Source organism: Serratia plymuthica (assembly GCF_018336935.1).
GTDB classification, from domain to species: Bacteria; Pseudomonadota; Gammaproteobacteria; order Enterobacterales; family Enterobacteriaceae; genus Serratia; species Serratia plymuthica_B.
In genome coordinates this window covers 3,877,921-3,899,405 of the sequence record NZ_CP068771.1, presented here as the reverse complement: position 1 = coordinate 3,899,405, position 21,485 = coordinate 3,877,921, and the positions used below count along the sequence as shown (strand labels likewise).

Annotated in this window: 28 protein-coding genes; 2 read left to right on the top strand and 26 right to left on the bottom strand. The window is 54.5% G+C overall.

The features are described from left to right. Window positions 1-11 precede the first annotated feature (11 nt). From rpsC to fkpA, 19 genes are all read right to left on the bottom strand, one after another. Window positions 12-710: a 30S ribosomal protein S3 gene (rpsC, locus tag JK621_RS18155; protein ID WP_004956187.1), complete on the bottom strand. Its 699-nt coding sequence runs from the start codon at window positions 708-710 to the stop codon at window positions 12-14. A gap of 17 nt (window positions 711-727) precedes the next feature. Then, a complete protein-coding gene (gene rplV / locus JK621_RS18150; RefSeq protein ID WP_212557089.1) occupies window positions 728-1,060 on the bottom strand; it encodes a 50S ribosomal protein L22 in 333 nt (110 codons plus the stop codon). A gap of 14 nt (window positions 1,061-1,074) precedes the next feature. Continuing rightward, window positions 1,075-1,353 (bottom strand): 30S ribosomal protein S19, encoded by a 279-nt coding sequence (gene rpsS, locus JK621_RS18145; RefSeq protein ID WP_004929772.1) that lies wholly within the window; start codon window positions 1,351-1,353, stop codon window positions 1,075-1,077. A 14-nt stretch (window positions 1,354-1,367) separates the two neighbouring features. Beyond that, window positions 1,368-2,192 (bottom strand): 50S ribosomal protein L2, encoded by an 825-nt coding sequence (gene rplB, locus JK621_RS18140; RefSeq protein ID WP_024912205.1) that lies wholly within the window; start codon window positions 2,190-2,192, stop codon window positions 1,368-1,370. Between the two features lie 18 nt (window positions 2,193-2,210). Beyond that, window positions 2,211-2,513, bottom strand: coding sequence for a 50S ribosomal protein L23 (gene rplW, locus JK621_RS18135; protein WP_004951179.1), 303 nt, complete (start codon window positions 2,511-2,513; stop codon window positions 2,211-2,213). Further along, window positions 2,510-3,115 carry a 50S ribosomal protein L4 gene (gene rplD, locus JK621_RS18130; protein ID WP_004929779.1) on the bottom strand — a complete coding sequence of 202 codons (606 nt, stop codon included), beginning with the start codon at window positions 3,113-3,115 and terminating at the stop codon, window positions 2,510-2,512. Before rplD ends, rplW begins: the two co-directional genes overlap by 4 nt. A 10-nt stretch (window positions 3,116-3,125) precedes the next feature. After that, on the bottom strand, window positions 3,126-3,755 hold the full coding sequence (gene rplC, locus JK621_RS18125; RefSeq protein ID WP_004951181.1) for a 50S ribosomal protein L3: 630 nt from the start codon (window positions 3,753-3,755) through the stop codon (window positions 3,126-3,128). A gap of 32 nt (window positions 3,756-3,787) precedes the next feature. After that, entirely contained in the window at window positions 3,788-4,099 is a 312-nt protein-coding gene (gene rpsJ / locus JK621_RS18120) for a 30S ribosomal protein S10 (protein WP_001181005.1), read from the bottom strand. 382 nt (window positions 4,100-4,481) lie between these two features. Further along, on the bottom strand, window positions 4,482-4,961 hold the full coding sequence (bfr, locus tag JK621_RS18115; RefSeq protein ID WP_004951186.1) for a bacterioferritin: 480 nt from the start codon (window positions 4,959-4,961) through the stop codon (window positions 4,482-4,484). 74 nt (window positions 4,962-5,035) lie between these two features. Further along, window positions 5,036-5,230 carry a bacterioferritin-associated ferredoxin gene (gene bfd, locus JK621_RS18110; RefSeq protein WP_212557088.1) on the bottom strand — a complete coding sequence of 65 codons (195 nt, stop codon included), beginning with the start codon at window positions 5,228-5,230 and terminating at the stop codon, window positions 5,036-5,038. Between the two features lie 132 nt (window positions 5,231-5,362). Then, window positions 5,363-6,547 (bottom strand): elongation factor Tu, encoded by a 1,185-nt coding sequence (tuf, locus tag JK621_RS18105; RefSeq protein WP_013811124.1) that lies wholly within the window; start codon window positions 6,545-6,547, stop codon window positions 5,363-5,365. A 70-nt stretch (window positions 6,548-6,617) separates the two neighbouring features. Further along, window positions 6,618-8,732, bottom strand: coding sequence for an elongation factor G (fusA, locus tag JK621_RS18100; RefSeq protein ID WP_212557087.1), 2,115 nt, complete (start codon window positions 8,730-8,732; stop codon window positions 6,618-6,620). A gap of 97 nt (window positions 8,733-8,829) precedes the next feature. Further along, window positions 8,830-9,300, bottom strand: coding sequence for a 30S ribosomal protein S7 (rpsG, locus tag JK621_RS18095; protein WP_004951199.1), 471 nt, complete (start codon window positions 9,298-9,300; stop codon window positions 8,830-8,832). 96 nt (window positions 9,301-9,396) lie between these two features. Continuing rightward, window positions 9,397-9,771 carry a 30S ribosomal protein S12 gene (gene rpsL / locus JK621_RS18090; RefSeq protein WP_004930426.1) on the bottom strand — a complete coding sequence of 125 codons (375 nt, stop codon included), beginning with the start codon at window positions 9,769-9,771 and terminating at the stop codon, window positions 9,397-9,399. A 143-nt stretch (window positions 9,772-9,914) separates the two neighbouring features. Next, window positions 9,915-10,202 (bottom strand): sulfurtransferase complex subunit TusB, encoded by a 288-nt coding sequence (tusB, locus tag JK621_RS18085; protein ID WP_212557086.1) that lies wholly within the window; start codon window positions 10,200-10,202, stop codon window positions 9,915-9,917. Window positions 10,203-10,211: 9 nt separating this feature from the next. After that, on the bottom strand, window positions 10,212-10,571 hold the full coding sequence (gene tusC, locus JK621_RS18080) for a sulfurtransferase complex subunit TusC (RefSeq protein ID WP_212557085.1): 360 nt from the start codon (window positions 10,569-10,571) through the stop codon (window positions 10,212-10,214). Window positions 10,572-10,578: 7 nt separating this feature from the next. Further along, the gene (tusD, locus tag JK621_RS18075; RefSeq protein WP_432761914.1) at window positions 10,579-10,968 is read right to left on the bottom strand and encodes a sulfurtransferase complex subunit TusD; all 390 of its coding nucleotides are present in this window, start codon (window positions 10,966-10,968) and stop codon (window positions 10,579-10,581) included. After that, entirely contained in the window at window positions 10,968-11,690 is a 723-nt protein-coding gene (locus JK621_RS18070; RefSeq protein WP_006318988.1) for a helix-turn-helix transcriptional regulator, read from the bottom strand. The genes tusD and JK621_RS18070 overlap by 1 nt, the downstream gene beginning before the upstream one ends. 414 nt (window positions 11,691-12,104) lie before the next feature. Further along, a complete protein-coding gene (gene fkpA, locus JK621_RS18065; protein ID WP_126485701.1) occupies window positions 12,105-12,947 on the bottom strand; it encodes an FKBP-type peptidyl-prolyl cis-trans isomerase in 843 nt (280 codons plus the stop codon). Window positions 12,948-13,317: 370 nt separating this feature from the next. Between fkpA and JK621_RS18060 the strand changes: the two genes are divergently transcribed. After that, window positions 13,318-13,545, top strand: a complete 228-nt coding sequence (locus JK621_RS18060; RefSeq protein WP_212557084.1) for a SlyX family protein — start codon at window positions 13,318-13,320, stop codon at window positions 13,543-13,545. A gap of 58 nt (window positions 13,546-13,603) precedes the next feature. Here JK621_RS18060 and slyD read toward each other — a convergent pair whose 3' ends face one another. From slyD to kefG, 4 genes are all read right to left on the bottom strand, one after another. Beyond that, on the bottom strand, window positions 13,604-14,200 hold the full coding sequence (gene slyD, locus JK621_RS18055; protein ID WP_006318995.1) for a peptidylprolyl isomerase: 597 nt from the start codon (window positions 14,198-14,200) through the stop codon (window positions 13,604-13,606). 124 nt (window positions 14,201-14,324) lie between these two features. Beyond that, window positions 14,325-14,528, bottom strand: coding sequence for a YheV family putative zinc ribbon protein (locus tag JK621_RS18050; protein WP_004951224.1), 204 nt, complete (start codon window positions 14,526-14,528; stop codon window positions 14,325-14,327). 15 nt (window positions 14,529-14,543) lie between these two features. Continuing rightward, window positions 14,544-16,352: a glutathione-regulated potassium-efflux system protein KefB gene (gene kefB, locus JK621_RS18045; RefSeq protein ID WP_212557083.1), complete on the bottom strand. Its 1,809-nt coding sequence runs from the start codon at window positions 16,350-16,352 to the stop codon at window positions 14,544-14,546. Between the two features lie 2 nt (window positions 16,353-16,354). After that, window positions 16,355-16,906, bottom strand: a complete 552-nt coding sequence (gene kefG, locus JK621_RS18040) for a glutathione-regulated potassium-efflux system ancillary protein KefG (protein WP_212560232.1) — start codon at window positions 16,904-16,906, stop codon at window positions 16,355-16,357. Between the two features lie 133 nt (window positions 16,907-17,039). Between kefG and JK621_RS18035 the strand changes: the two genes are divergently transcribed. Then, the gene (locus JK621_RS18035) at window positions 17,040-18,953 is read left to right on the top strand and encodes an ABC transporter ATP-binding protein (protein WP_212557082.1); all 1,914 of its coding nucleotides are present in this window, start codon (window positions 17,040-17,042) and stop codon (window positions 18,951-18,953) included. A gap of 85 nt (window positions 18,954-19,038) precedes the next feature. Here JK621_RS18035 and tauD read toward each other — a convergent pair whose 3' ends face one another. From tauD to tauB, 3 genes are read right to left on the bottom strand one after another with little or no spacing between them, the layout of a single operon-like run. Next, complete coding sequence (gene tauD / locus JK621_RS18030) at window positions 19,039-19,887, bottom strand: taurine dioxygenase (RefSeq protein ID WP_212557081.1); 849 nt, start codon at window positions 19,885-19,887, stop codon at window positions 19,039-19,041. Further along, window positions 19,884-20,720, bottom strand: a complete 837-nt coding sequence (gene tauC / locus JK621_RS18025) for a taurine ABC transporter permease TauC (RefSeq protein ID WP_212557080.1) — start codon at window positions 20,718-20,720, stop codon at window positions 19,884-19,886. Before tauC ends, tauD begins: the two co-directional genes overlap by 4 nt. Next, window positions 20,717-21,484 carry a taurine ABC transporter ATP-binding subunit gene (gene tauB, locus JK621_RS18020; protein ID WP_212557079.1) on the bottom strand — a complete coding sequence of 256 codons (768 nt, stop codon included), beginning with the start codon at window positions 21,482-21,484 and terminating at the stop codon, window positions 20,717-20,719. The genes tauC and tauB overlap by 4 nt, the downstream gene beginning before the upstream one ends. Window position 21,485 lies beyond the last annotated feature (1 nt).

Sequence of the window (21,485 nt, the reverse complement as noted above, 5' to 3'; positions counted from 1 at the left end):
AGCGACTCTCCTTACTTGCGGCCTTTACGCTGCTGCTTTTTAGGTTGAGCAGCCGGTTCCGGTTGTTCAACTGCAGCCATACCACCCAGGATCTCACCTTTGAAGATCCATACCTTAACGCCGATTACACCATAAGTGGTGTGCGCTTCAGATGTGTTGTAATCGATATCCGCACGCAGTGTGTGCAACGGAACACGACCTTCACGGTACCATTCGGTACGCGCGATTTCAGCACCGCCAAGACGGCCGCTTACTTCAACTTTGATACCTTTAGCGCCAAGACGCATTGCGTTCTGTACAGCACGCTTCATAGCACGACGGAACATAACGCGACGTTCCAGCTGGGAAGTGATGCTGTCAGCAACCAATTTAGCGTCAAGTTCCGGTTTACGGACTTCGGCGATGTTAATCTGTGCAGGAACGCCAGCGATATCCGCTACGACCTTACGCAGTTTTTCGACATCTTCACCTTTCTTGCCGATAACGATGCCTGGACGAGCAGTGTGAATAGTCACACGGATGCTCTTCGCAGGACGCTCGATAACGATGCGAGAAACGGAAGCTTTCGCCAGTTCCTTAGTCAGGAATTGACGAACTTTAAAGTCGCTGTCCAGGTTGTCAGCGAATTCTTTGGTATTCGCATACCAAGTAGAGTTCCAAGGTTTGACAATACCCAGGCGAATACCATTAGGATGTACTTTCTGACCCATTGCTAGTCTCCAGAGTCTCAGCGATCGGACACAACCACAGTAATGTGGCTGGTGCGCTTCAGGATGCGATCTGCACGACCTTTTGCACGCGGCATAATGCGCTTCATGCTTGGGCCTTCGTCTACGAAGATTTTCGTGACTTTCAGATCATCGATGTCAGCGCCATCGTTGTGTTCTGCGTTAGCAATGGCAGACTCCAGCACTTTCTTAACCAAATCAGCAGCTTTCTTGTTGGTGTAGTTAAGAGTTTCCAGAGCTTGCGACACTTTCTTACCGCGGATCAGGTCTGCAACAAGGCGAACCTTCTGAGCAGAAGAACGAGCGTGGCGATGTTTAGCGATAGTTTCCATCTCTTCCTCCTACCTTAGCGCTTTTTAGCTTTTTTATCAGCCGCATGGCCGCGATAAGTACGAGTCGGCGCGAATTCACCCAGTTTGTGACCGACCATTTCATCGGAAACGAACACTGGTACGTGCTGACGACCATTATGGACAGCGATGGTCAAACCGATCATGTTAGGAAAGATCGTTGAACGACGGGACCAAGTGCGCAAAGGCTTCTTGTCACCGCTTTCCACCGCTTTCTCTACCTTCTTCAGCAAGTGCAGGTCAATAAAAGGACCTTTCTTGAGAGAACGTGGCATGGCTTATCCTCTAATTATTTTTTGCTACGGCGACGTACGATGAACTTATCAGTACGCTTGTTGCTACGGGTCTTCTTACCTTTGGTCTGAACGCCCCACGGAGTTACCGGGTGCTTACCAAAGTTACGACCTTCACCACCACCGTGCGGGTGATCTACCGGGTTCATCGCCGTACCGCGAACGGTAGGACGAACACCACGCCAACGTGCAGCACCTGCTTTACCCAGAACGCGAAGCATATGTTCAGCGTTACCGACTTCACCCAGGGTGGCGCGGCAATCAACTGGAACTTTACGCATTTCGCCTGAGCGCAGACGCAGAGTTACGTAGGAACCGTCACGAGCAACGATCTGAACGTAGGCACCAGCAGAACGAGCCAACTGGCCGCCTTTACCTGGTTTCATTTCTACGTTGTGAACCGTTGAACCAACCGGGATGTTGCGCATAGGCAGGGTGTTACCCGCTTTGATTGCAGCATCAACGCCAGATTGAATCTGGTCACCAGCTTTCAGGCCTTTCGGCGCCAGGATGTAACGGCGTTCGCCGTCTTTGTACAGAACCAGCGCGATGTTCGCGGAACGGTTCGGATCGTACTCCAGACGCTCAACCACAGCAGGAATACCATCTTTGTTGCGTTTGAAGTCAACCAGACGATAATGTTGCTTGTGGCCACCACCGATATGACGGGTGGTGATACGGCCATTGTTGTTACGACCACCGCTTTTGCTCAGTTTCTCAAGCAGCGGGGCATAAGGTTTACCCTTGTGCAGCTCAGGGTTAACCACTTTAACAACGTGGCGACGACCCGGAGATGTAGGTTTACATTTAACAATTGCCATTGTTCTTACTCCTCCGACTTACTCTGCGCCGCCGATGAAGTCCAGGTTCTGGCCTTCTTTCAGGGTGACGTAAGCTTTTTTCCAGTCGCTACGACGACCAACACGCTGACCGTGACGTTTCACTTTCCCTTTAACTACCAGGGTGTTCACGTCTTCGACTTCGACTTCAAACAGTTTCTGCACTGCAGCTTTGATTTCTGCTTTGGTCGCGTCTTTGGCAACTTTGAGAACGATGGTGTTGCTTTTTTCCATCGCAGCGGATGCTTTTTCAGATACGTGCGGTGCACGCAGCACTTTCAGCAAACGTTCTTCACGGATCATGCCAGCATCTCCTCAACTTGCTTCACAGCATCAGCAGTCATAACCACTTTGTCGAAGGCGATCAGGCTAACCGGGTCGATACCAGCTACATCGCGCACGTCAACCTTGTACAGGTTGCGAGCTGCCAGGAACAGATTCTCATCCAGTTCACCGGTCACGATCAGCACATCTTCCAGAGCCATATCTTTCAGTTTCTGTGCCAGCAGCTTAGTTTTAGGCGCTTCTACAGAGAACTTCTCGACAACGATCAGACGATCTTGACGTACCAGTTCGGACAGGATGCTTTTCAGCGCGCCGCGGTACATCTTTTTGTTTACTTTCTGACTGTGGTCCTGCGGTTTAGCAGCAAAGGTCACGCCGCCTGAACGCCAGATCGGGCTCTTTACAGAACCTGAACGCGCACGGCCGGTACCTTTCTGGCGCCACGGTTTTTTACCGGAACCAGTCACTTCAGCACGGGTCTTCTGAGCACGGGTACCTTGACGGGCACCTGCTGCATAAGCAACAACAACCTGGTGTACCAGCGCTTCGTTGAAATCACGACCGAAGGTAGTTTCGGAAACAGTCAGCGCGCTTTGCGCGTCTTTCAATACTAATTCCATTGCTATCCCCTTACGCCTTCACAGCTGGTTTAACGATCAGGTTGCCACCGGTTGCGCCCGGTACAGCACCCTTAACCAGCAGCAGGTTGCGCTCAGCGTCAACACGTACTACGTCCAGGCTTTGAACGGTTACACGCTCGTCACCCAGGTGGCCAGCCATTTTCTTGCCTTTGAACACTTTGCCCGGAGTCTGGTTCTGACCGATAGAACCCGGAACGCGGTGAGACAAGGAGTTACCGTGGGTAGCGTCTTGGGTACGGAAGTTCCAGCGCTTTACAGTGCCAGCAAAACCTTTACCTTTAGAAGTACCGGTAACATCGACTTTTTTAACGTCAGCGAAGATTTCTACGCTGATGTTTTGACCTGCAGTGAACTCTTCACCTTCTGCAAGGCGGAATTCCCACAGACCACGGCCAGCTTCAACGCCAGCTTTAGCGAAATGACCCGCTTCCGGTTTGGTCACACGGTTAGCTTTTTTGCTACCAGTGGTGACCTGAACGGCACGGTATCCGTCGTTAGCCAGGTCTTTAACCTGAGTCACGCGGTTCGCTTCAATTTCAATCACGGTTACTGGGATAGAAACGCCATCTTCAGTGAAGATACGAGTCATACCCACTTTTTTACCGACTAAACCAATCATTGTTTCAACCTCTCAATCGCTCAATGACCTGATTAACCCAGGCTGATCTGCACGTCTACACCGGCAGCCAGATCCAGACGCATCAGAGCATCAACGGTTTTCTCGGTTGGCTCAACGATGTCAACCAGACGCTTGTGAGTGCGGATCTCGTACTGATCACGCGCGTCTTTGTTAACGTGCGGAGAGATCAGAACGGTAAAGCGCTCTTTGCGAGTTGGCAGCGGGATCGGACCACGGACTTGCGCACCAGTGCGCTTGGCAGTCTCGACGATTTCCGCGGTTGATTGATCGATAAGACGATGATCAAACGCTTTCAGGCGGATACGGATTCTTTGGTTCTGCATGAGACCAGAGCTCCAATTATTTATAAACGTAAATAATTACTCCTCACACCCATTTCGATTGATGGGGGAGTGTAATCGTCAACATATAACCCCCATATCGGGAGTATTGTTCGATGAGCAGAAAGTCCTGCCTATCGACTGATTCGCTAAAATCAGGCTTACCAAGATTAGGTAAGCCCGCGCATTATACGCAAAACAGAACGGGAAGCAAGCCGCAGATGGAAATATGCTCAGGATATCGACATTTTTTACCGATTTGCGCCTTCGACGACGAAAAGCGATTCAGGGAGGTCGGATTATGCAGGTAGGCGAGCGCTTGCCCGCAACTCCCCTACGGCGTCTATAAAATAGCTGCCGGCGAGGAGTGGGAAGGATAGGGAGACTAGTCTTTGCGTTCCAGTACCTGGGCCTGCGCGTAATTCTGAATCCCCAGACGCGCAATCAAATCCAGCTCAGTTTCCAGCCAGTCGATATGCCCTTCTTCATCTGCCAGGATCTCTATCATCAAATCACGGCTGACGTAGTCATGGATCGAGTCGGCGTAGGCGATGGCTTCACGCAAATTCTTGGCGCCATCCAACTCCAGGGCCAGGTCGGAACGCAGCATTTCTTCGATATCTTCGCCGATATTCAGTTTGCCAAGATCTTGTAAATTCGGCAGACCTTCAAGGAATAAAATGCGCTCGATGTAGCGATCGGCATGCTTCATTTCGTCGATCGACTCGTGATATTCCTTGTCATTAAGGCGCATTAAGCCCCAGTTTTTGAACATTCGGGCGTGCAGGAAATATTGATTGATGGCAACCAGCTCGTTGCCGAGCAGTTTGTTGAGGTGAGCAATGATCTTTTTATCGCCTTTCATAGGTAACTCCTCCTGGCCAGTTCTGAAAGTGTAGAAGCTGGCAGCCAAGAGTCAAAAAATAACCTTACCTTTAGTTAGGCGACTTCGTGCATAAGGATAATGGTTCCGCGCTCCTCCACCATAATCTGTCTTGCCTGTCGAATGCACTTCCCGCAGTCGGTACCAATCGGCACTAATTCACGCAGTTGCTTCATGGTATGAGGGTTGTGCTGACGCACGACTTTACGGATTGCTTTGTCAGTCACGGCATTACATAGGCATACATACATAGAGAGACTCACTTCTTAACCAATTCCATAAGTCTAAATAGTAATGCTTTTTATTTCAATTAAGATTTGAACGAATTGCATAAAAAAAGGGCACCGAAGTGCCCTCTTTTTGTGTCGAAAAATTATTCGCGATTAAGCGATAACTTTAGCAACAACACCAGCGCCAACAGTACGGCCGCCTTCACGGATTGCGAAACGCAGGCCGTCGTCCATCGCGATTGGGTGGATCAGGGTAACAACCATGTTCACGTTGTCGCCTGGCATTACCATCTCAACGCCTTCTGGCAGTTCGATGGTACCGGTCACGTCAGTTGTACGGAAGTAGAACTGTGGACGGTAGCCTTTGAAGAATGGAGTATGACGACCACCTTCTTCTTTGCTCAGGATGTACACTTCTGAGTCAAACTTGGTGTGCGGCTTGATTGAACCTGGTTTAGCCAGTACCTGACCACGTTCGATATCTTCACGCTTGATACCACGCAGCAGAACACCCACGTTCTCACCAGCACGGCCTTCGTCCAGCAGTTTGCGGAACATTTCAACGCCGGTACAGGTAGACTTAACGGTGTCTTTGATACCCACGATTTCAACTTCTTCGCCAACTTTAACGATACCGCGCTCAACACGACCGGTAACAACGGTACCACGACCGGAGATGGAGAATACGTCTTCGATTGGCAGCAGGAACGGCTTGTCGATAGCACGCTCTGGTTCTGGGATGTAAGAATCCAGGAAACCGGCCAGCTCGATGATTTTAGCTTCCCACTCTGGCTCGCCTTCCAGTGCTTTCAGCGCTGAACCACGAACAACCGGCAGGTCATCACCAGGGAAGTCGTAAGCAGACAGAAGTTCACGAACTTCCATTTCTACCAGTTCCAGCAGCTCTTCATCATCAACCATGTCGCATTTGTTCATGAATACGATGATGAAAGGAACGCCAACCTGACGACCCAGCAGGATGTGCTCACGGGTCTGAGGCATTGGGCCGTCAGTCGCAGCAACAACCAGGATAGCGCCGTCCATCTGAGCAGCACCGGTGATCATGTTTTTAACGTAGTCGGCGTGCCCTGGGCAGTCAACGTGCGCGTAGTGACGGCTTGGGGTGTCATACTCAACGTGAGAAGTGTTGATGGTGATACCACGAGCTTTTTCTTCTGGCGCGTTATCGATCTGGTCGAAAGCACGTGCAGAACCGCCGTAGGTTTTAGCCAGAACGGTAGTGATTGCTGCAGTCAGGGTAGTTTTACCGTGGTCAACGTGGCCGATAGTACCAACGTTAACGTGCGGTTTGGAACGTTCAAATTTTTCTTTAGACACGGCTATATTCCTTACTCTTATGCTCTCTCCTCATGGAGAGAGCACTGATCAATGTGTTAAACCCGACAGCTTATTTACCACGGGCTTCGATAACGGCCTGAGCGACGTTGTTCGGCGCATCATCGTACTTCAAGAACTCCATGGAGTAAGAAGCACGGCCTTTGGTCAGAGAACGCAGTTGAGTTGCGTAGCCGAACATCTCGGACAACGGAACTTCAGCGTGAATCTGAACGCCAGTAGCGTTGGATTCCTGACCTTTCAGTTGACCACGACGACGGCTAAGGTCACCGATGACGTCACCGGTGTTCTCTTCCGGCGTTTCAACTTCAACCTTCATAATCGGCTCAAGCAAAACAGGTTTCGCTTTCTTAAAGCCATCTTTAAAGGCGATAGACGCAGCCAGTTTAAACGCCAATTCGGAGGAGTCAACATCGTGGAAAGAACCGAAATGCAGACGCACACCGAGATCAACAACCGGATAACCGGCCAGTGGACCAGACTTAAGCTGTTCCTGGAGACCTTTATCAATGGCAGGGATGTATTCCGTTGGGATCACACCACCTTTAATGTCATTGATGAACTCGTAGCCTTTCGGATTTGAGCCCGGCTCCAGCGGGTACATGTCGATAACGACATGGCCATACTGACCACGACCACCAGACTGCTTGGCGTGTTTACCTTCGATATCGGTAACTTTTGCACGAATCGCTTCACGGTAAGCAACTTGTGGTTTACCCACGTTCGCTTCAACGTTAAATTCACGACGCATACGGTCAACCAGGATATCCAGGTGAAGTTCACCCATACCTGCGATGATAGTCTGACCAGATTCTTCGTCAGTCCATACGCGGAATGATGGATCTTCCTTCGCCAGACGGCCCAGAGCCAGACCCATTTTTTCTTGGTCAGCTTTGGTTTTTGGTTCAACTGCAACGGAGATTACCGGCTCAGGGAACTCCATACGCTCCAGAATGATCACGTGGTTTGGATCACACAGAGTGTCACCGGTAGTCACGTCTTTCAGACCGATCGCAGCAGCGATGTCGCCCGCACGAACTTCTTTGATCTCTTCACGCTTGTTAGCGTGCATCTGAACGATACGGCCCAGACGCTCACGTGCAGCCTTCACTGAGTTCAACACGGTGTCACCGGAGTTAACGATACCGGAGTACACGCGGAAGAACGTCAGGTTACCCACGAATGGGTCGGTAGCAATTTTGAACGCCAGTGCAGCAAATGGCTCATCATCGTTAGCATGACGCTCAGCCGGCGTATCTTTACCGTCGTCCAGGATACCGTTGATTGCAGGAACGTCAGTTGGTGCCGGCAGATATTCGATAACCGCATCCAACATTGCCTGCACGCCTTTGTTTTTAAAGGCAGAACCACAGGTAACCAGGATAATCTCGTTGTTCAGCACGCGCTGACGCAGAGCGGTCTTGATTTCTTCCTCGGTCAGCTCTTCGCCGCCCAGGTATTTTTCCATCAGCTCGTCTGAAGCTTCAGCGGCAGATTCAACCAGGTTCTGGTGCCATTCTTCGGCCAGAGCTTGCATGTCCGCAGGGATCTCTTCGTATTCGAAGGTCACGCCCTGGTCAGCATCGTTCCAGTTGACTGCTTTCATTTTCACCAGGTCAACGATACCGGTGAATTTCTCTTCTGCGCCGATAGCCAGCTGCAATGGCACTGGATTCGCGCCCAGACGAGATTTGATCTGACCAACAACTTTCAGGAAGTTAGCACCCATGCGGTCCATTTTGTTAACGAACGCGATGCGTGGAACTTTGTATTTGTTAGCCTGACGCCATACGGTTTCAGACTGTGGCTGAACGCCACCAACAGCACAGTAAACCATTACTGCGCCATCAAGAACACGCATGGAACGTTCTACTTCGATGGTGAAGTCAACGTGCCCTGGGGTGTCGATGATGTTTACGCGGTGCGGCTCAAACTGCTTGGCCATACCAGACCAGAAAGCGGTAGTCGCTGCAGAAGTGATGGTAATACCACGCTCCTGCTCCTGCTCCATCCAGTCCATGGTGGCAGCGCCATCATGAACTTCACCGATTTTGTGGTTTACACCGGTGTAGAACAGAATACGTTCGGTAGTGGTCGTCTTACCGGCGTCGATGTGAGCGCTGATACCGATGTTACGATAGCGCTCAATGGGTGTTGTACGAGCCATTTGATTCCTCTATTGCCTTAGGCGTTCAAGTTCGGTTAACCCAAGCGGGTTGGCTTCTTGAAGCGCCCGCTTGGTTAGCATAACTACTGCGTGGCAATTACCAGCGGTAGTGGGCGAACGCCTTGTTGGCTTCTGCCATACGGTGAACGTCTTCACGTTTCTTAACAGCAGAACCTTTGTTCTCAACTGCATCAGAAAGTTCGTTCGCCAAGCGCAGAGCCATGGATTTATCACCGCGTTTACGAGCAGCATCAACGATCCAACGCATTGCCAAAGCATTACGACGGACCGGGCGGACTTCAACTGGTACCTGATAAGTAGAACCACCAACGCGGCGCGACTTAACTTCTACAGTCGGGCGAACGTTGTCGAGAGCTACTTCGAAAGCTTCCAGGTGATTTTTACCAGAACGCTGAGCCAGGGTCTCCAGCGCGGTATACACGATAGCTTCTGCAGTAGATTTTTTACCGTCTACCATCAGGATATTTACAAATTTAGCCAACAGCTCGGATCCGAACTTAGGATCTGGCAGGATTTTACGTTGGCCTATTACGCGACGACGTGGCATGGAAATACTCCGTTGTTAATTCAGGATTGTCCAAAACTCTACGAGTTTATTTTGACATTAAAGTGAAAATGTTTGGCCTTACTTAACGGAGAACCATTAAGCCTTTGGCTTCTTCACGCCGTACTTGGAACGAGCTTGCTTACGGTCTTTAACACCGGAGCAGTCAAGTGCACCACGGACGGTGTGGTAACGCACACCTGGCAAGTCTTTAACACGACCGCCACGGATCAGGATCACGGAGTGTTCCTGCAGGTTGTGACCTTCACCACCGATGTAGGAAGTCACTTCGAAACCGTTAGTCAAACGCACACGGCATACTTTACGCAGCGCGGAGTTTGGTTTTTTCGGGGTGGTGGTATATACGCGGGTACATACACCACGTTTCTGCGGGCAAGCTTCCAGCGCTGGAACGTTGCTTTTAGCAGCCTTCACAGAGCGTGGTTTGCGAACCAGCTGATTAATTGTTGCCATTAAAAAAGCTCCTGGTTTTGCTTCGTTTGTTGCTTCGTAAACATGTGATAAATCCCCTCGTATGCACTACTGGCAAAGTACGAGGCCGCAGAATTTTATGGCTGAGTGGTAGAGGTGTCAAGAAATATACAACATCACTCTCATCACCAAGCCATTTGGCTGCGATGTTTTTCGGTTAATTCAACGAAGTGATTATAGCCGATGACCGTGATTTTGTGTGAAAAATGACCAACAAGACCTCTGGCTTCCAGGTCGTCCTTCAGCGCATAAAGTGATATGGGGGCATTGAGCAGCAATTCAAGGTGTACGCTTCCGGCCAGCCCGGCCAGTACGCCATCCTGCAGCAGCAGCAGATCGTCGCCTTGTGCGGTCAGGCGCAACAGCGCAGGCAAATCGCATTGAGCGGGAGAGTGGCTAAGGGTATACAGCATCCGAATGTCCTAAAAAGTCATTACCGTGTCATAACCGGCCAATTGTTGGCGCAACGCATCCGGGGCCAGCACCTCGGCCTCCAGCACCCAGTCGGTAACCTGGCTCAGGCCGCGCTCCTGCAAAGATGCCTGGCACAGATAACACCGCTCGACGTCATACAGCGGCAACACGCCAAAGGTGGCGATATAATTGCGCGCCAAAATTTTTTCCGGCTGCTGCCCCGGCAAGAGCTGCAATACGCCATCGCCGATAAAAAACACGCCCAGATCTTCGCTCAGCGCCGAAGTCGCCAACAACGCATCCAGCCCTTCCCTGCCGCCGGCGCTACCGTGCGGGCCTTGGGTAAAAACAAAAGCGACTCGTTTCATAATTCTCTCAGAACTGCACCAGACGGTCACAACTTAGCGCCGCCTCAGCCAACGAACCCAACCCGCTAAGGGTAAAGCCAGGTTGCAGATTAGCTGTTTCCAGCCCCTGCTGCGCGGCTTCCTGTTCATCGGTCACGCCGCGCCGCAGCGCTGCGGCCACACAAACATTGAGCTCAATACCCTGCTGCTGCGCCAGTTGCGCCCAGCCGCGCACCAGATCGAACTCGTCGCTGGCAGGCGATGTCAGTTGGTTGGCGTTCAGCACCCCTTCACGGTAGAAAAACACGCTGGAGAGGCGATGCCCTTTCGCCAGCAGGGCTTGCGCGAACTGATAGGCGCTGCTGGCCTGTTGAGTGCCGTACGCCGGGCCGGTGACCAAAAGGCAGTAATCCAGCATCAGCGCTCGGTTCCCAGCAGGTCACCGCTTTTGAACTGGCGGATATACAGATACACGGTGTGCTTGGAAATATTCAGGCGGTCCGCCACCTGATTAATCGCATCTTTGATATCAAAAATGCCTTTTTCATAAAGATTCAGCACCACCTGACGATTTTTGGCGTTGTTGGCGACATTACGATCGGCATTAACTTCCTCAATGGTGAACTCCAGCGTCTGCGCCACCAGATCGTCCACCGAAGAGGCAAAATTGACTGAAGGGGCCACTTCCTGGGTTTCCGGCGGCATGAACGTTTGCATCACCTGGGAGAACGGCACGTCGAGGTTCATGTTGATGCACAACAGGCCGATCACCCGCTGCTCGCGATTGCGGATGGCGATAGTGACCGATTTCATCAGCACGCCGCTTTTGGCGCGGGTGAAGTAGGCCTTCGACACGCTGCTGTCATCGCCTGCCATATCATGCAGCATGCGCAGCGCCAGGTCGGTGATTGGCGAACCGATCTGCCGCCCGGTATGTTCGCCGTTGGCGATACGCACCGCCGAGCATTTCAAATCTTCCAGCGCGTGCAGCACGATCTCGCAGTGACCGCCGATAAGCATCGCCAGGCCATCGACCACGGCTTCATAAGACTTCAGGATTTCATGATCCGTCTGGCTAAACGGACGTTCATTCAGCAAATCAAGTTCGCTGGCTTCGCTGGATAAAAGCGAATTAGACATCGAAAATACCACCCTCAAAGATCGCCTGTGCCAGGGGGCGCAGCTAAAACGGCTCGTGCAGGCTCCCTTTTCACAGGCGGCATGCCCTTGAGGATCCACAGGGCAGGCAGGCTGGTATCAGCATGAAACAGCACGACGGGCGTCCGCAGGCCAACGCGGCCGGGAACAGTTTTAGGTACACGCCCTAAGGGGCAGACGGATGACTCATAAGTCCGGATTATTAGTCTAGCAAAACTACCAGAGTAAAGTCCTTGCGTTTGCGCGTGGTATTGACGTTAAGCCCGATGCCAGGCAGGCGTCAAGCAAACAGTGGGAGAGGAAAGTAAAAGTTACGCGTAATGGGGCATTCATCAGAGAGGCTGAAATGAACACCGCCGCGAAAAAATTCGCGGCGGTGAGGGTAATCAGACAGGCTTATTGCGCTTTGGCGTCAGCCGCTGCGTCAGCCGGCTTTTCAGCCTTGGCGTCTGCTTTCGGCGCAGCTTTCACATCCAGCAGCTCAACGTCGAATACCAGGGTGGAGTTAGCCGGAATACCCGGAACGCCGGTTTTACCGTAGGCCAGCGCCGGTGGGATTACCAGCTTGATTTTGCCGCCTTTCTTGAGGTGTTTCAGGCCTTCAGTCCAACCTGGGATCACGCCGTCCAGGCGGAACGACAGTGGCTCGCCGCGGGTGTAGGAGTTGTCAAACTCGGTGCCGTCGGTCAGGGTACCTTTGTAGTTCACTACCACGGTGTCGCTGTCTTTAGGCGCTTCACCCGCACCTGGTTTCTCTACCTTGTACAGCAAACCGGATTCAGTTTTCTTCACGCCTTTTTCTTTGGCGAAGGTCTCACGGTACTTGGCGCCTTTGGTTTCGTTGTCTTTAGCGTCTTGTTCCATCTTCGCCTGAGCGGAAGACTTCACACGCGCTTCAAAGCTCTGCAGCGTTTTTTCGATGTCCGCATCGTTCAACTTGCTCTTGTTGGCGAACGCGTCCTGAACGCCTGAGATCAACTGATCTTTATCCAGTTTGATACCCAGTTTTTCTTGTTCTTTCAGAGAGTTGTCCATATAACGACCCAGGGATGCGCCCAGGGCATAGGCCGCTTGCTCGTCATCGTTCTTGAACTTGCCGGTGCTTGGCGCTGCAGCAGCTGCGTCCGCCGGTTTAGCGGCTTCGGCCGGTTTAGCCGCATCTGCAGCCATAACCTGAGTCGCATTCAGAGCAAAAGCCATGGTGGTTGCCAGAAGCGTGACTTTAAACAAAGATTTCATCCATTTCTCCAGTGTCTGAAGCGGTGCCCCAAACAATCATTAAGTAAGATAACCGGGCTACTATAGCTGTCTGAAAGAAAACAAAACAGTCACACAGGTAACCAATCGAGTCAAAGTGTGACTCCAGGTTTAAAGAGAAGTTTCCTTAAATGTGCTACCCGTATGATAAATCAGATTTTTCTTTCATTCACGCCATCAACGGTAACAAAATCAGCCAAGATAAGCGCTCTATTTTTCAGCACTTTACACAGTGTTTCGGCGCTTGTGGCTACCCCCTATTTTGAGAGGGGTGAAATAGCGCAGCGCAAAGCCGACGGCAGCTGTTAACATAGCGTCAGATTCAGGATTAACCCGCTTCAGAGGTAGCATCATGCATAACGCCGATACCCAAAGCCTGTTACTGCGGCTGGAGGAGCTGGAGAGCCGCCAGGCTTTCCAGGAAGTCACCATCGAGGAACTCAACCAGACCGTGGTGCAGCACCAGCTTGAAATGCTGAAATTGCAGGAACACCTGCGCATTCTGACCGATAAACTGCGCTCGACCCAAACGTCGATGATCGCCTCGCAATCGGAAGAAACGCCGCCACCGCATTATTGATAAAACAATAAAAAAGGGCAGCCAATGGCCGCCCTTTTTTGCAATTGCTGCACCGCGATTAGTGGCAGCCGCAACCGCCGTTACCGCAACCGCCTTTCTTCGCCTGATCTTGGTCATGCGCATGGTCATGATCGTGATCGTGGCCATGGCCGCCGCAGCAACCGTCACCGTGCTCGTGGTGGTGATCGTGCTCGCCGTGGACGTGACCGTGCGCCAGTTCTTCAGCGGTAGCTTCGCGGATCGCGACAACTTCCACGTTGAAGTTCAGGTTCTGACCCGCCAGCATATGGTTACCGTCAACCACGACGTGATCGCCGTCCACTTCGGTGATTTCGACCGGAACCGGGCCCTGATCGGTGTCAGCCAGGAAACGCATGCCGACTTCCAACTCGTCAACGCCCATAAAGACGTCTTTCGGTACGCGTTGCACCAGGTTTTCGTCGTAGTTGCCGTACGCATCGTTAGCGCCAACATTCACGTCAAAACGATCGCCTGCCTCGTGGCCTTCGAGTGCTTTTTCCAGACCTGCGATCAGAGAACCATGCCCGTGCAGATAGTCCAGCGGCGCGCTCACCGGAGACTCATCAACCAAAACACCGTCTTCTGTACGTACTTGGTAAGCCAGGCTGACCACCAAGTCTTTTGCTACTTTCATGATATCTCCTACCGTTGGACACTTGGACGCAGCCCATCATCGGGTGCTGCGCCTTTACCGGACAGATTGTATCGGAAATCTGCCCCGCTGTACCCTTCAGCATAAAAAAACGCGCCCGATAACGCTACTCCGGATGGAAAATACCGATCACCTGCTCCTGCGGCCGGACATGCTTTTCTACCTGTTGTTCAGTCTGTCGCTGGTGATGACCGCACTTGACGCACTCCACCACTTCGACCTGGTCTTCGCGCCAAACTGCCAGCGTATCCATAGCCTTACAGCTCGGGCAGACCGCCCCGGCGATAAATCTTTTACGTGTTGCGGACATCTTCTGTGCTCCAAATCATTCGTATTCATCCCAGCCGTCGAACTGGCGACTCTCTTTTTGCATTTCGCGATGGAAAAGTTCCTCCAGCTCGCGCCGCGCCTCTTTCACGCGGGAAATCTGCGCCACATCGCCATGATGCGGCGGCATCAGTTCACGCAGCATGCGCATGTCCAACCGACGGAAGTGCTGCTGCGCGCGATAGGCCTGATGAGGATGCATACCCAGCTCCATCAGGGCCTTGCGTCCCAGCTCCAGTGCGCTGGAGAAGGTTTCGCGGCTGAACTGTTTGACCCCAGCCTGCAGCAATTCGTGCGCCTCCACGCGACCGCGCGCACGTGCCAGAATGCTCAACTCCGGAAAGTGCTGCTGGCACAAGCGCACGATCTCCATGGTGTCTTCCGGCTCATTGCAGGTGATGACAATCGACTTGGCCTTCGCCGCGCCGGCCGCACGCAGCAGCTCAAGTTCGGTGGCGTCGCCGTAATACACCTTATAGCCGTAGCGACGCAGCACGCCGACCGCGCTGACATCGCGCTCCAACACGGTAATGCGCATCTTGTTGGCCATCAACAGGCGGCCGATCACCTGACCAAACCGCCCGAAACCGACAATGATCACCTGCGGATCATCGTCCTCCACATACGGCGTTTCTTCGTCTTCACCCCTGGCGTTATACCGGTGCGCCAGGATGCGATCGATAATCTGCATCAGCAGGGGTGTAGTCATCATCGACAAGGTCACCACCACCAACAGCAAGGCGAGTTGGTCAGACTGCAACACCTTCTGCGCGCCCGCGGCGGAGAACAGCACGAAGGCAAACTCCCCGCCCTGGCTGAGCACGCCGGCGAACTGCAAACGCACCGAACTGCGCAAGCCAAAGATGCGCGACAGCGAGTACAGCACCCCCGACTTTACCGCCACCAGCAGCACCACGCCGAGCAATACTTCGGCCAGATGGGTATAGAGCACGCCGATATTCAGCGCCATCCCCACCGAGATAAAAAACAGGCCCAGCAGCAGCCCCTTGAACGGCTCGATGGCGATCTCCAGCTCATGGCGATATTCGCTCTCCGCCAACAGCACGCCGGCGATAAAGGTGCCAAGCGCCATCGACAGGCCGAGCGTATCCATAAACAACGCCGCCCCCAACACCACCAACAGGGCGGCGGCGGTGAAAATTTCGCGCACCCCGGAAGAGGCGATATAGCGGAACAACGGCCGCAGCAGGAAACGCCCGCCGATCAACATGCCGCCGAACGCCGCTACCTTGATCGCGATTTTTGCCCAGTCGTCGCTGGTGCCGCCGGCACCCGCCAGGATAGGGATCAGCGCCAGCGCCGGGATCACCGCCATATCCTGGAACAGCAGCACCGAGAACCCTAACTGGCCGCCTTCATTGCGGTTCATGCCCTTCTCGCGCATCAGCTGCAACGCCATCGCCGTCGATGACATCGCCAACCCGATCCCGCCGATAACGGCGGCCTGCCAGGCGAAATGCGTCAGATAAAGCAACACCCCCAACACCGCGGCGGTGATCAGTACCTGCCCGGCGCCAACGCCGAATATCGAACGCCGCAGTTCCCACAGTTTGGTCGGGTTCAGTTCCAGCCCGATGATAAACATCAGAAACACCACGCCCAGTTCGGAAAAGTGCAGGATCTCATCCACGTCGCGGATAAAGCCCAGCCCCCAGGGGCCAATGACAATGCCGGCGATCAGATAGCCCAGCACCGCGCCAATCCCCAAACGGCGGGCGATTGGCACCGTGACCACGGCGGCAAACAGGAACAGTAAAATTGCGGTCAGTAACGTCGAGCCTTCCATGATCATCTTCCTCCATGCGGCAGCGGGTTACGCAGCCAGTCGCCATAGGCCGTGGCGTGGCTTTCCAGCACCTCCGGCTTCTGCCGACGCGCCCAATACACCAGCATCGGCGTCAGCCAGTGCATGTGGCACATCGCGGCGGTCAGTTCGAACGGGCGCAGGATGTCTTCCATCGGGTAACGGTTATAACCGCCGGTACGGTAGGCACCTTCCGGTTCCCCGGTGGTGATCACCGAACGCCAGTATTTGCCCGCCAGCGCATTGCCGCCCATGCCGCTGGCAAACCCGCGCGACAGCACGCGATCCAGCCATTCTTTCAGCAATGCAGGGCAACTGTAGGTATAGAGTGGATGTTGAAAAACAATGACCTGATGTTCACGCAGCAGTTGTTGTTCGTGGTGAATATCAATAAAAAAGTCAGGATAGTGCGCGTATAAATCGTGCACGGTGACATTTTCCAACTGCTGCGCCGGTCGAAGCAAAACCCGATTCGCGACCGAGTCATGGGATTCCGGATGGGCATACAGCAGCAAGACCTTGGGCGGCTGCGACATCATTCCCCTCCAAAGCGTCGTCAGGATAGCGGTTTTCCGTTACCATGCTTCGCAAAGACTAATAATAGGACAGCCAGTGTCCCGTTAACTTAGAATCCTCTCAATTTAACATACTCTGAACATACGGCGCTTTATGATTGTATTCTCCTCGCTACAAATCCGACGCGGTACCCGCGTCCTGTTGGACAACGCCACGGCGACGGTTAATCCAGGTCAGAAGGTCGGCCTCGTGGGTAAAAACGGCTGCGGCAAATCCACGCTGCTGGCGTTGCTGAAAGGCGAAATCGCCGCGGACGGCGGCAGTCATACCTTCCCCAGCAACTGGGCGCTGGCCTGGGTCAACCAGGAAACGCCGGCGCTGGACGTGCCGGCCATTGAGTATGTCATCGACGGCGACCGCGAATTCCGCCAGCTTGAAGCAGAATTGCAGTTGGCGAACGAGAAAAACGACGGCCACGCCATCGCCACGCTGCACGGCAAGCTGGACGCCATCGACGCCTGGACCATCCGCTCCCGCGCCGCCAGCCTGCTGCACGGCCTGGGCTTCTCCAACGAACAGCTGCAAAGTCCGGTGCGCGCTTTCTCGGGCGGCTGGCGCATGCGTTTGAACCTGGCGCAGGCGCTGGTCTGCCGTTCCGATCTGCTGCTGCTCGACGAACCGACCAACCACCTGGATCTGGACGCGGTCATTTGGCTGGAACGTTGGCTGAAGGGCTATCCGGGCACGCTGGTGCTGATTTCCCACGACCGTGACTTCCTCGATCCGATCGTCGATAAAATTCTGCATATCGAGCAAGAGACCATCAACGAATATACCGGCAACTACTCCTCGTTCGAGCGTCAGCGCTCGACCAAACTGGCGCAGCAACAGTCGCTGTATCAACACCAGCAGGAGAAAGTGGCGCACCTGCAAAGCTATATCGATCGCTTCCGTGCGCAGGCCACCAAAGCCAAACAGGCGCAGAGCCGCATTAAAATGCTCGAGCGCATGGAGCTTATCGCCCCGGCTCACGTCGATAACCCGTTCAGTTTCAGCTTCCGCCAGCCGGAAAGCTTGCCGAACCCGTTACTGCGCATGGAGAAGGTCAGCGCCGGTTACGGCGACAAGGTGATCCTGAAATCGATCAAGCTCAATCTGGTGCCCGGTTCGCGCATTGGCCTTCTGGGCCGTAATGGCGCCGGTAAATCGACCTTGATCAAAATGCTGGCCGGCTCGCTGGAACCGCTTAGCGGTGAGATTGGCCTGGCGAAGGGCATCAAACTGGGCTACTTCGCCCAGCATCAGTTGGAGTTCCTGCGCGCCGACGAATCGCCGCTGCAACACCTGAGCCGCATCGCTCCCCGGGTGCTGGAACAGCAACTGCGCGACTACCTGGGCGGTTTCGGCTTCCAGGGCGACAAAGTCACCGAGGCCACCGAGCGTTTCTCCGGCGGCGAAAAGGCGCGGCTGGTGCTGGCCCTGATCGTCTGGCAGCGCCCTAACCTGCTGCTGCTCGACGAACCGACCAACCACCTGGATCTGGACATGCGCCAGGCGTTGACCGAGGCGCTGATCGACTTTGAAGGTGCGTTAGTGGTGGTCTCGCACGACCGCCACCTGCTGCGCTCCACCACCGACGATCTCTATCTGGTGCACGATGGCCAGGTCGAAGTTTTCGAAGGCGATCTGGACGACTACCAGCAATGGCTGAGCGACCTGCAACGGCAGGAAAACCAGCAGGATGCGCCGGAGAAAGAAAACAACGGCAACAGCGCACAAGCGCGTAAAGATCAGAAGCGACGCGAAGCCGAATTCCGCACCCAGACTCAGCCGCTGCGCAAGCAAATCGCCAAGCTGGAGCAGCAGATGGAAAAACTGGGCGCCGAGCTGGCGGCGGTAGAAGAGAAGCTGGCGGACTCTGCGCTGTACGACATCAGCCGCAAGGCCGATCTGACCGAGTGTCTGCAAAAACAAAGCCAGGCCAAATCCGCTCTGGAAGAGACGGAAATGACCTGGCTGGATGCGCAGGAACAGCTGGAACAGTTAACTCAGGCCTTCGAATCCTGAAATCGACGACGGGCGCCGCAATGAAGAATGACTGTGCGGGTGCGAAGCGACGCGGCAACACAGCCGCAGCTCCGCACGGGCATTCTTAACCGCGGTAAAAAGGTTTATCCCCTAAAATGGTCGCACGGTGCATGATGCGCCGCTGCGGCAGATAATCCGCGTTGGCGTAATGCTGCGTCACGCGGTTATCCCAGATCGCGATGTCGTTCTCCTGCCAGCGCCAGCGCACCTGGAACTCCGGCTTGGTGATGTGGGCAAACAGGAATTTCAGCAATGCTTCGCTCTCCTTCGGTGCCAGATCGACAATCCGCGTAGTGAATCCTTCATTGACGAATAACGCCTGCCGCCCGCTTACCGAATGGGTACGCACCACCGGGTGCAGCAACGGCGGATTTTTCTGCTTCGCCACCTGCCAGCGCTGATGCTCCTCGTCACTCGACAAATGCTTATGCTCCGGGAATGACTTGGTGAAGTCATGTTCCGCCTTCAACCCAGCCAGCAGTTGCCGGAAGGGTTCAGACAAGGCTTCATAGGCCGCGATGCCGCTGGCCCACAGAGTATCGCCGCCGAAAGACGGCAACGTCTTCGCCGCCAGTATCGCCCCCAGCGGCGGGTTTTCGATAAAGGTGACGTCGGTATGCCAGTTATCGTTGTCCGGCGGGTTATCGTCATGGGTATCCAGCACGATGATCTCTTCCACGTCGGTGGCGTGCGGGTAAACCGGGTGAATGTGCAGATCGCCGAAGCGCCCGGCCAAATCACGCTGCTGCAGCGGTGTGATCGGCTGATTGCGAAAGAACAGCACCTGGTGTTTGAGCAACGCATGGTAAAGCTGTTCAAACTGGCCGTCGCCCAAGGGGCGTGCCAGCGCGACGTTTTCCACCAGCGCGCCGATGTAAGGCCCCAGCGGGGTAATCTTCAGACGTTCGTTCATTGCTGTACTCCATGCCACGGGGTTAATCGGCGCTGCAAGGCGCGCAGCCCCAGCTCCAGCCCAAATGCAATAATCGCAATCACGCCGATCCCGGCCAGCACCACGTCGGTGGCCAGAAACTCACCGGCGGATTGCACCATAAACCCCAGACCACGCGTAGCGGCGATCAGTTCGGCTGCCACCAGCGTCGACCAACCGACGCCCAACCCAATGCGGATGCCGGTCAAAATCTCCGGCAGTGCGCTCGGTAGCACCACAAAACGCAGCACCTGCCAGCGGTTGGCGCCTAAAGCGCGAGCGGCGCGCACCCGTACCTGTGCCACGCTGCGCACGCCGGCTACGGCAGACAGCGCAACCGGGGCGAAGATCGCCAGGTAAATAAGCAGAATTTTCGAGGTTTCGCCGATGCCGAACCAAATCACCATCAGCGGCAGATAGGCCAGCGGCGGCACCGGGCGGTAAATCTCAATCAGCGGGTCGAGAATGCCGCGCACGGTGTCGCTCAGCCCCATGGCGATACCCACCGGGACACCGATGATCACCGCCGCCAGCAGCGCCACCAAAATGCGCCCCAGGCTGGCTGCCAGGTGTTGCCACAGCGTGGCGTCCATAAAGCCCTGCGGGCTGGCGATGACCAACAATTGGTGCAAGACTTGCTGCGGCGCCGGTAAAAATAACGGGCTGATCAGGTTCAGTGCGGTCACGCCCCACCAGACAGCCAATACCACCAGCAAGGTGACGCCACTCAGCAAGAGGTTGCGCGGTAGGCGGAAACGACGCGGCGGCGCAACCTGCGGTTGGGCAACCTCTTTGAGGGTGGAATGCAGGCTCATAGCAATGCCTCGCGCTGTTGGAACACTTTGCCCAGCACATATTCGCGCTGCGCGATAAATTCCGGATCGGATTTGATCGACCGACATGCCTCGCCGTTGGCGTAGCGTTGGCCGAAGTTCAGCGAAAGGCGCTCCACCACCTGCCCCGGCCCCGGCGACAGCAGCAACAGTTCACTGGCGAGGAAAACCGCCTCTTCAATATCGTGGGTGATCAGCAATACCTGCTTGCCGGTATCACGCCAAATGGTCAGCAGCAGTTCCTGCATCTGCTCGCGGGTGAAAGCATCCAGCGCGCCGAACGGCTCGTCCAGCAGCAGCAAGCGCGGATCGGCGGCCAGCGCGCGGGCAATGCCGACCCGCTGGCGCATACCGCCGGAAAGTTGCCAGATAAAGTGCTGCTCGTAACCCGCCAACCCCACGCGTTGCAACATCTGCCGCGCCACCTCTCGGCGCTCCTGCTTGCCGATACCGGCCAACTGCAGGCCAAACTCGACGTTATCCACCACGTTACGCCACGGAAGTAAACCCTCATGCTGGAACACCACGCCCCGCTCGGCTCCCGGGCCGTTAACGGACGCTCCATCCAACGTGATGCTGCCAGCTGAAGGCTCGATAAACCCGGCGATCAAATTCAGCAGCGTGGTTTTGCCGCAGCCCGACGGGCCAAGCACCACCACCAGTTGCCCGGCGGCAATCTGGAACGAGACATCGCGCAGCGCGGGGCGCCCCTGATAGTCTGCTGAAAGATGGTTAACGTTTAGCATG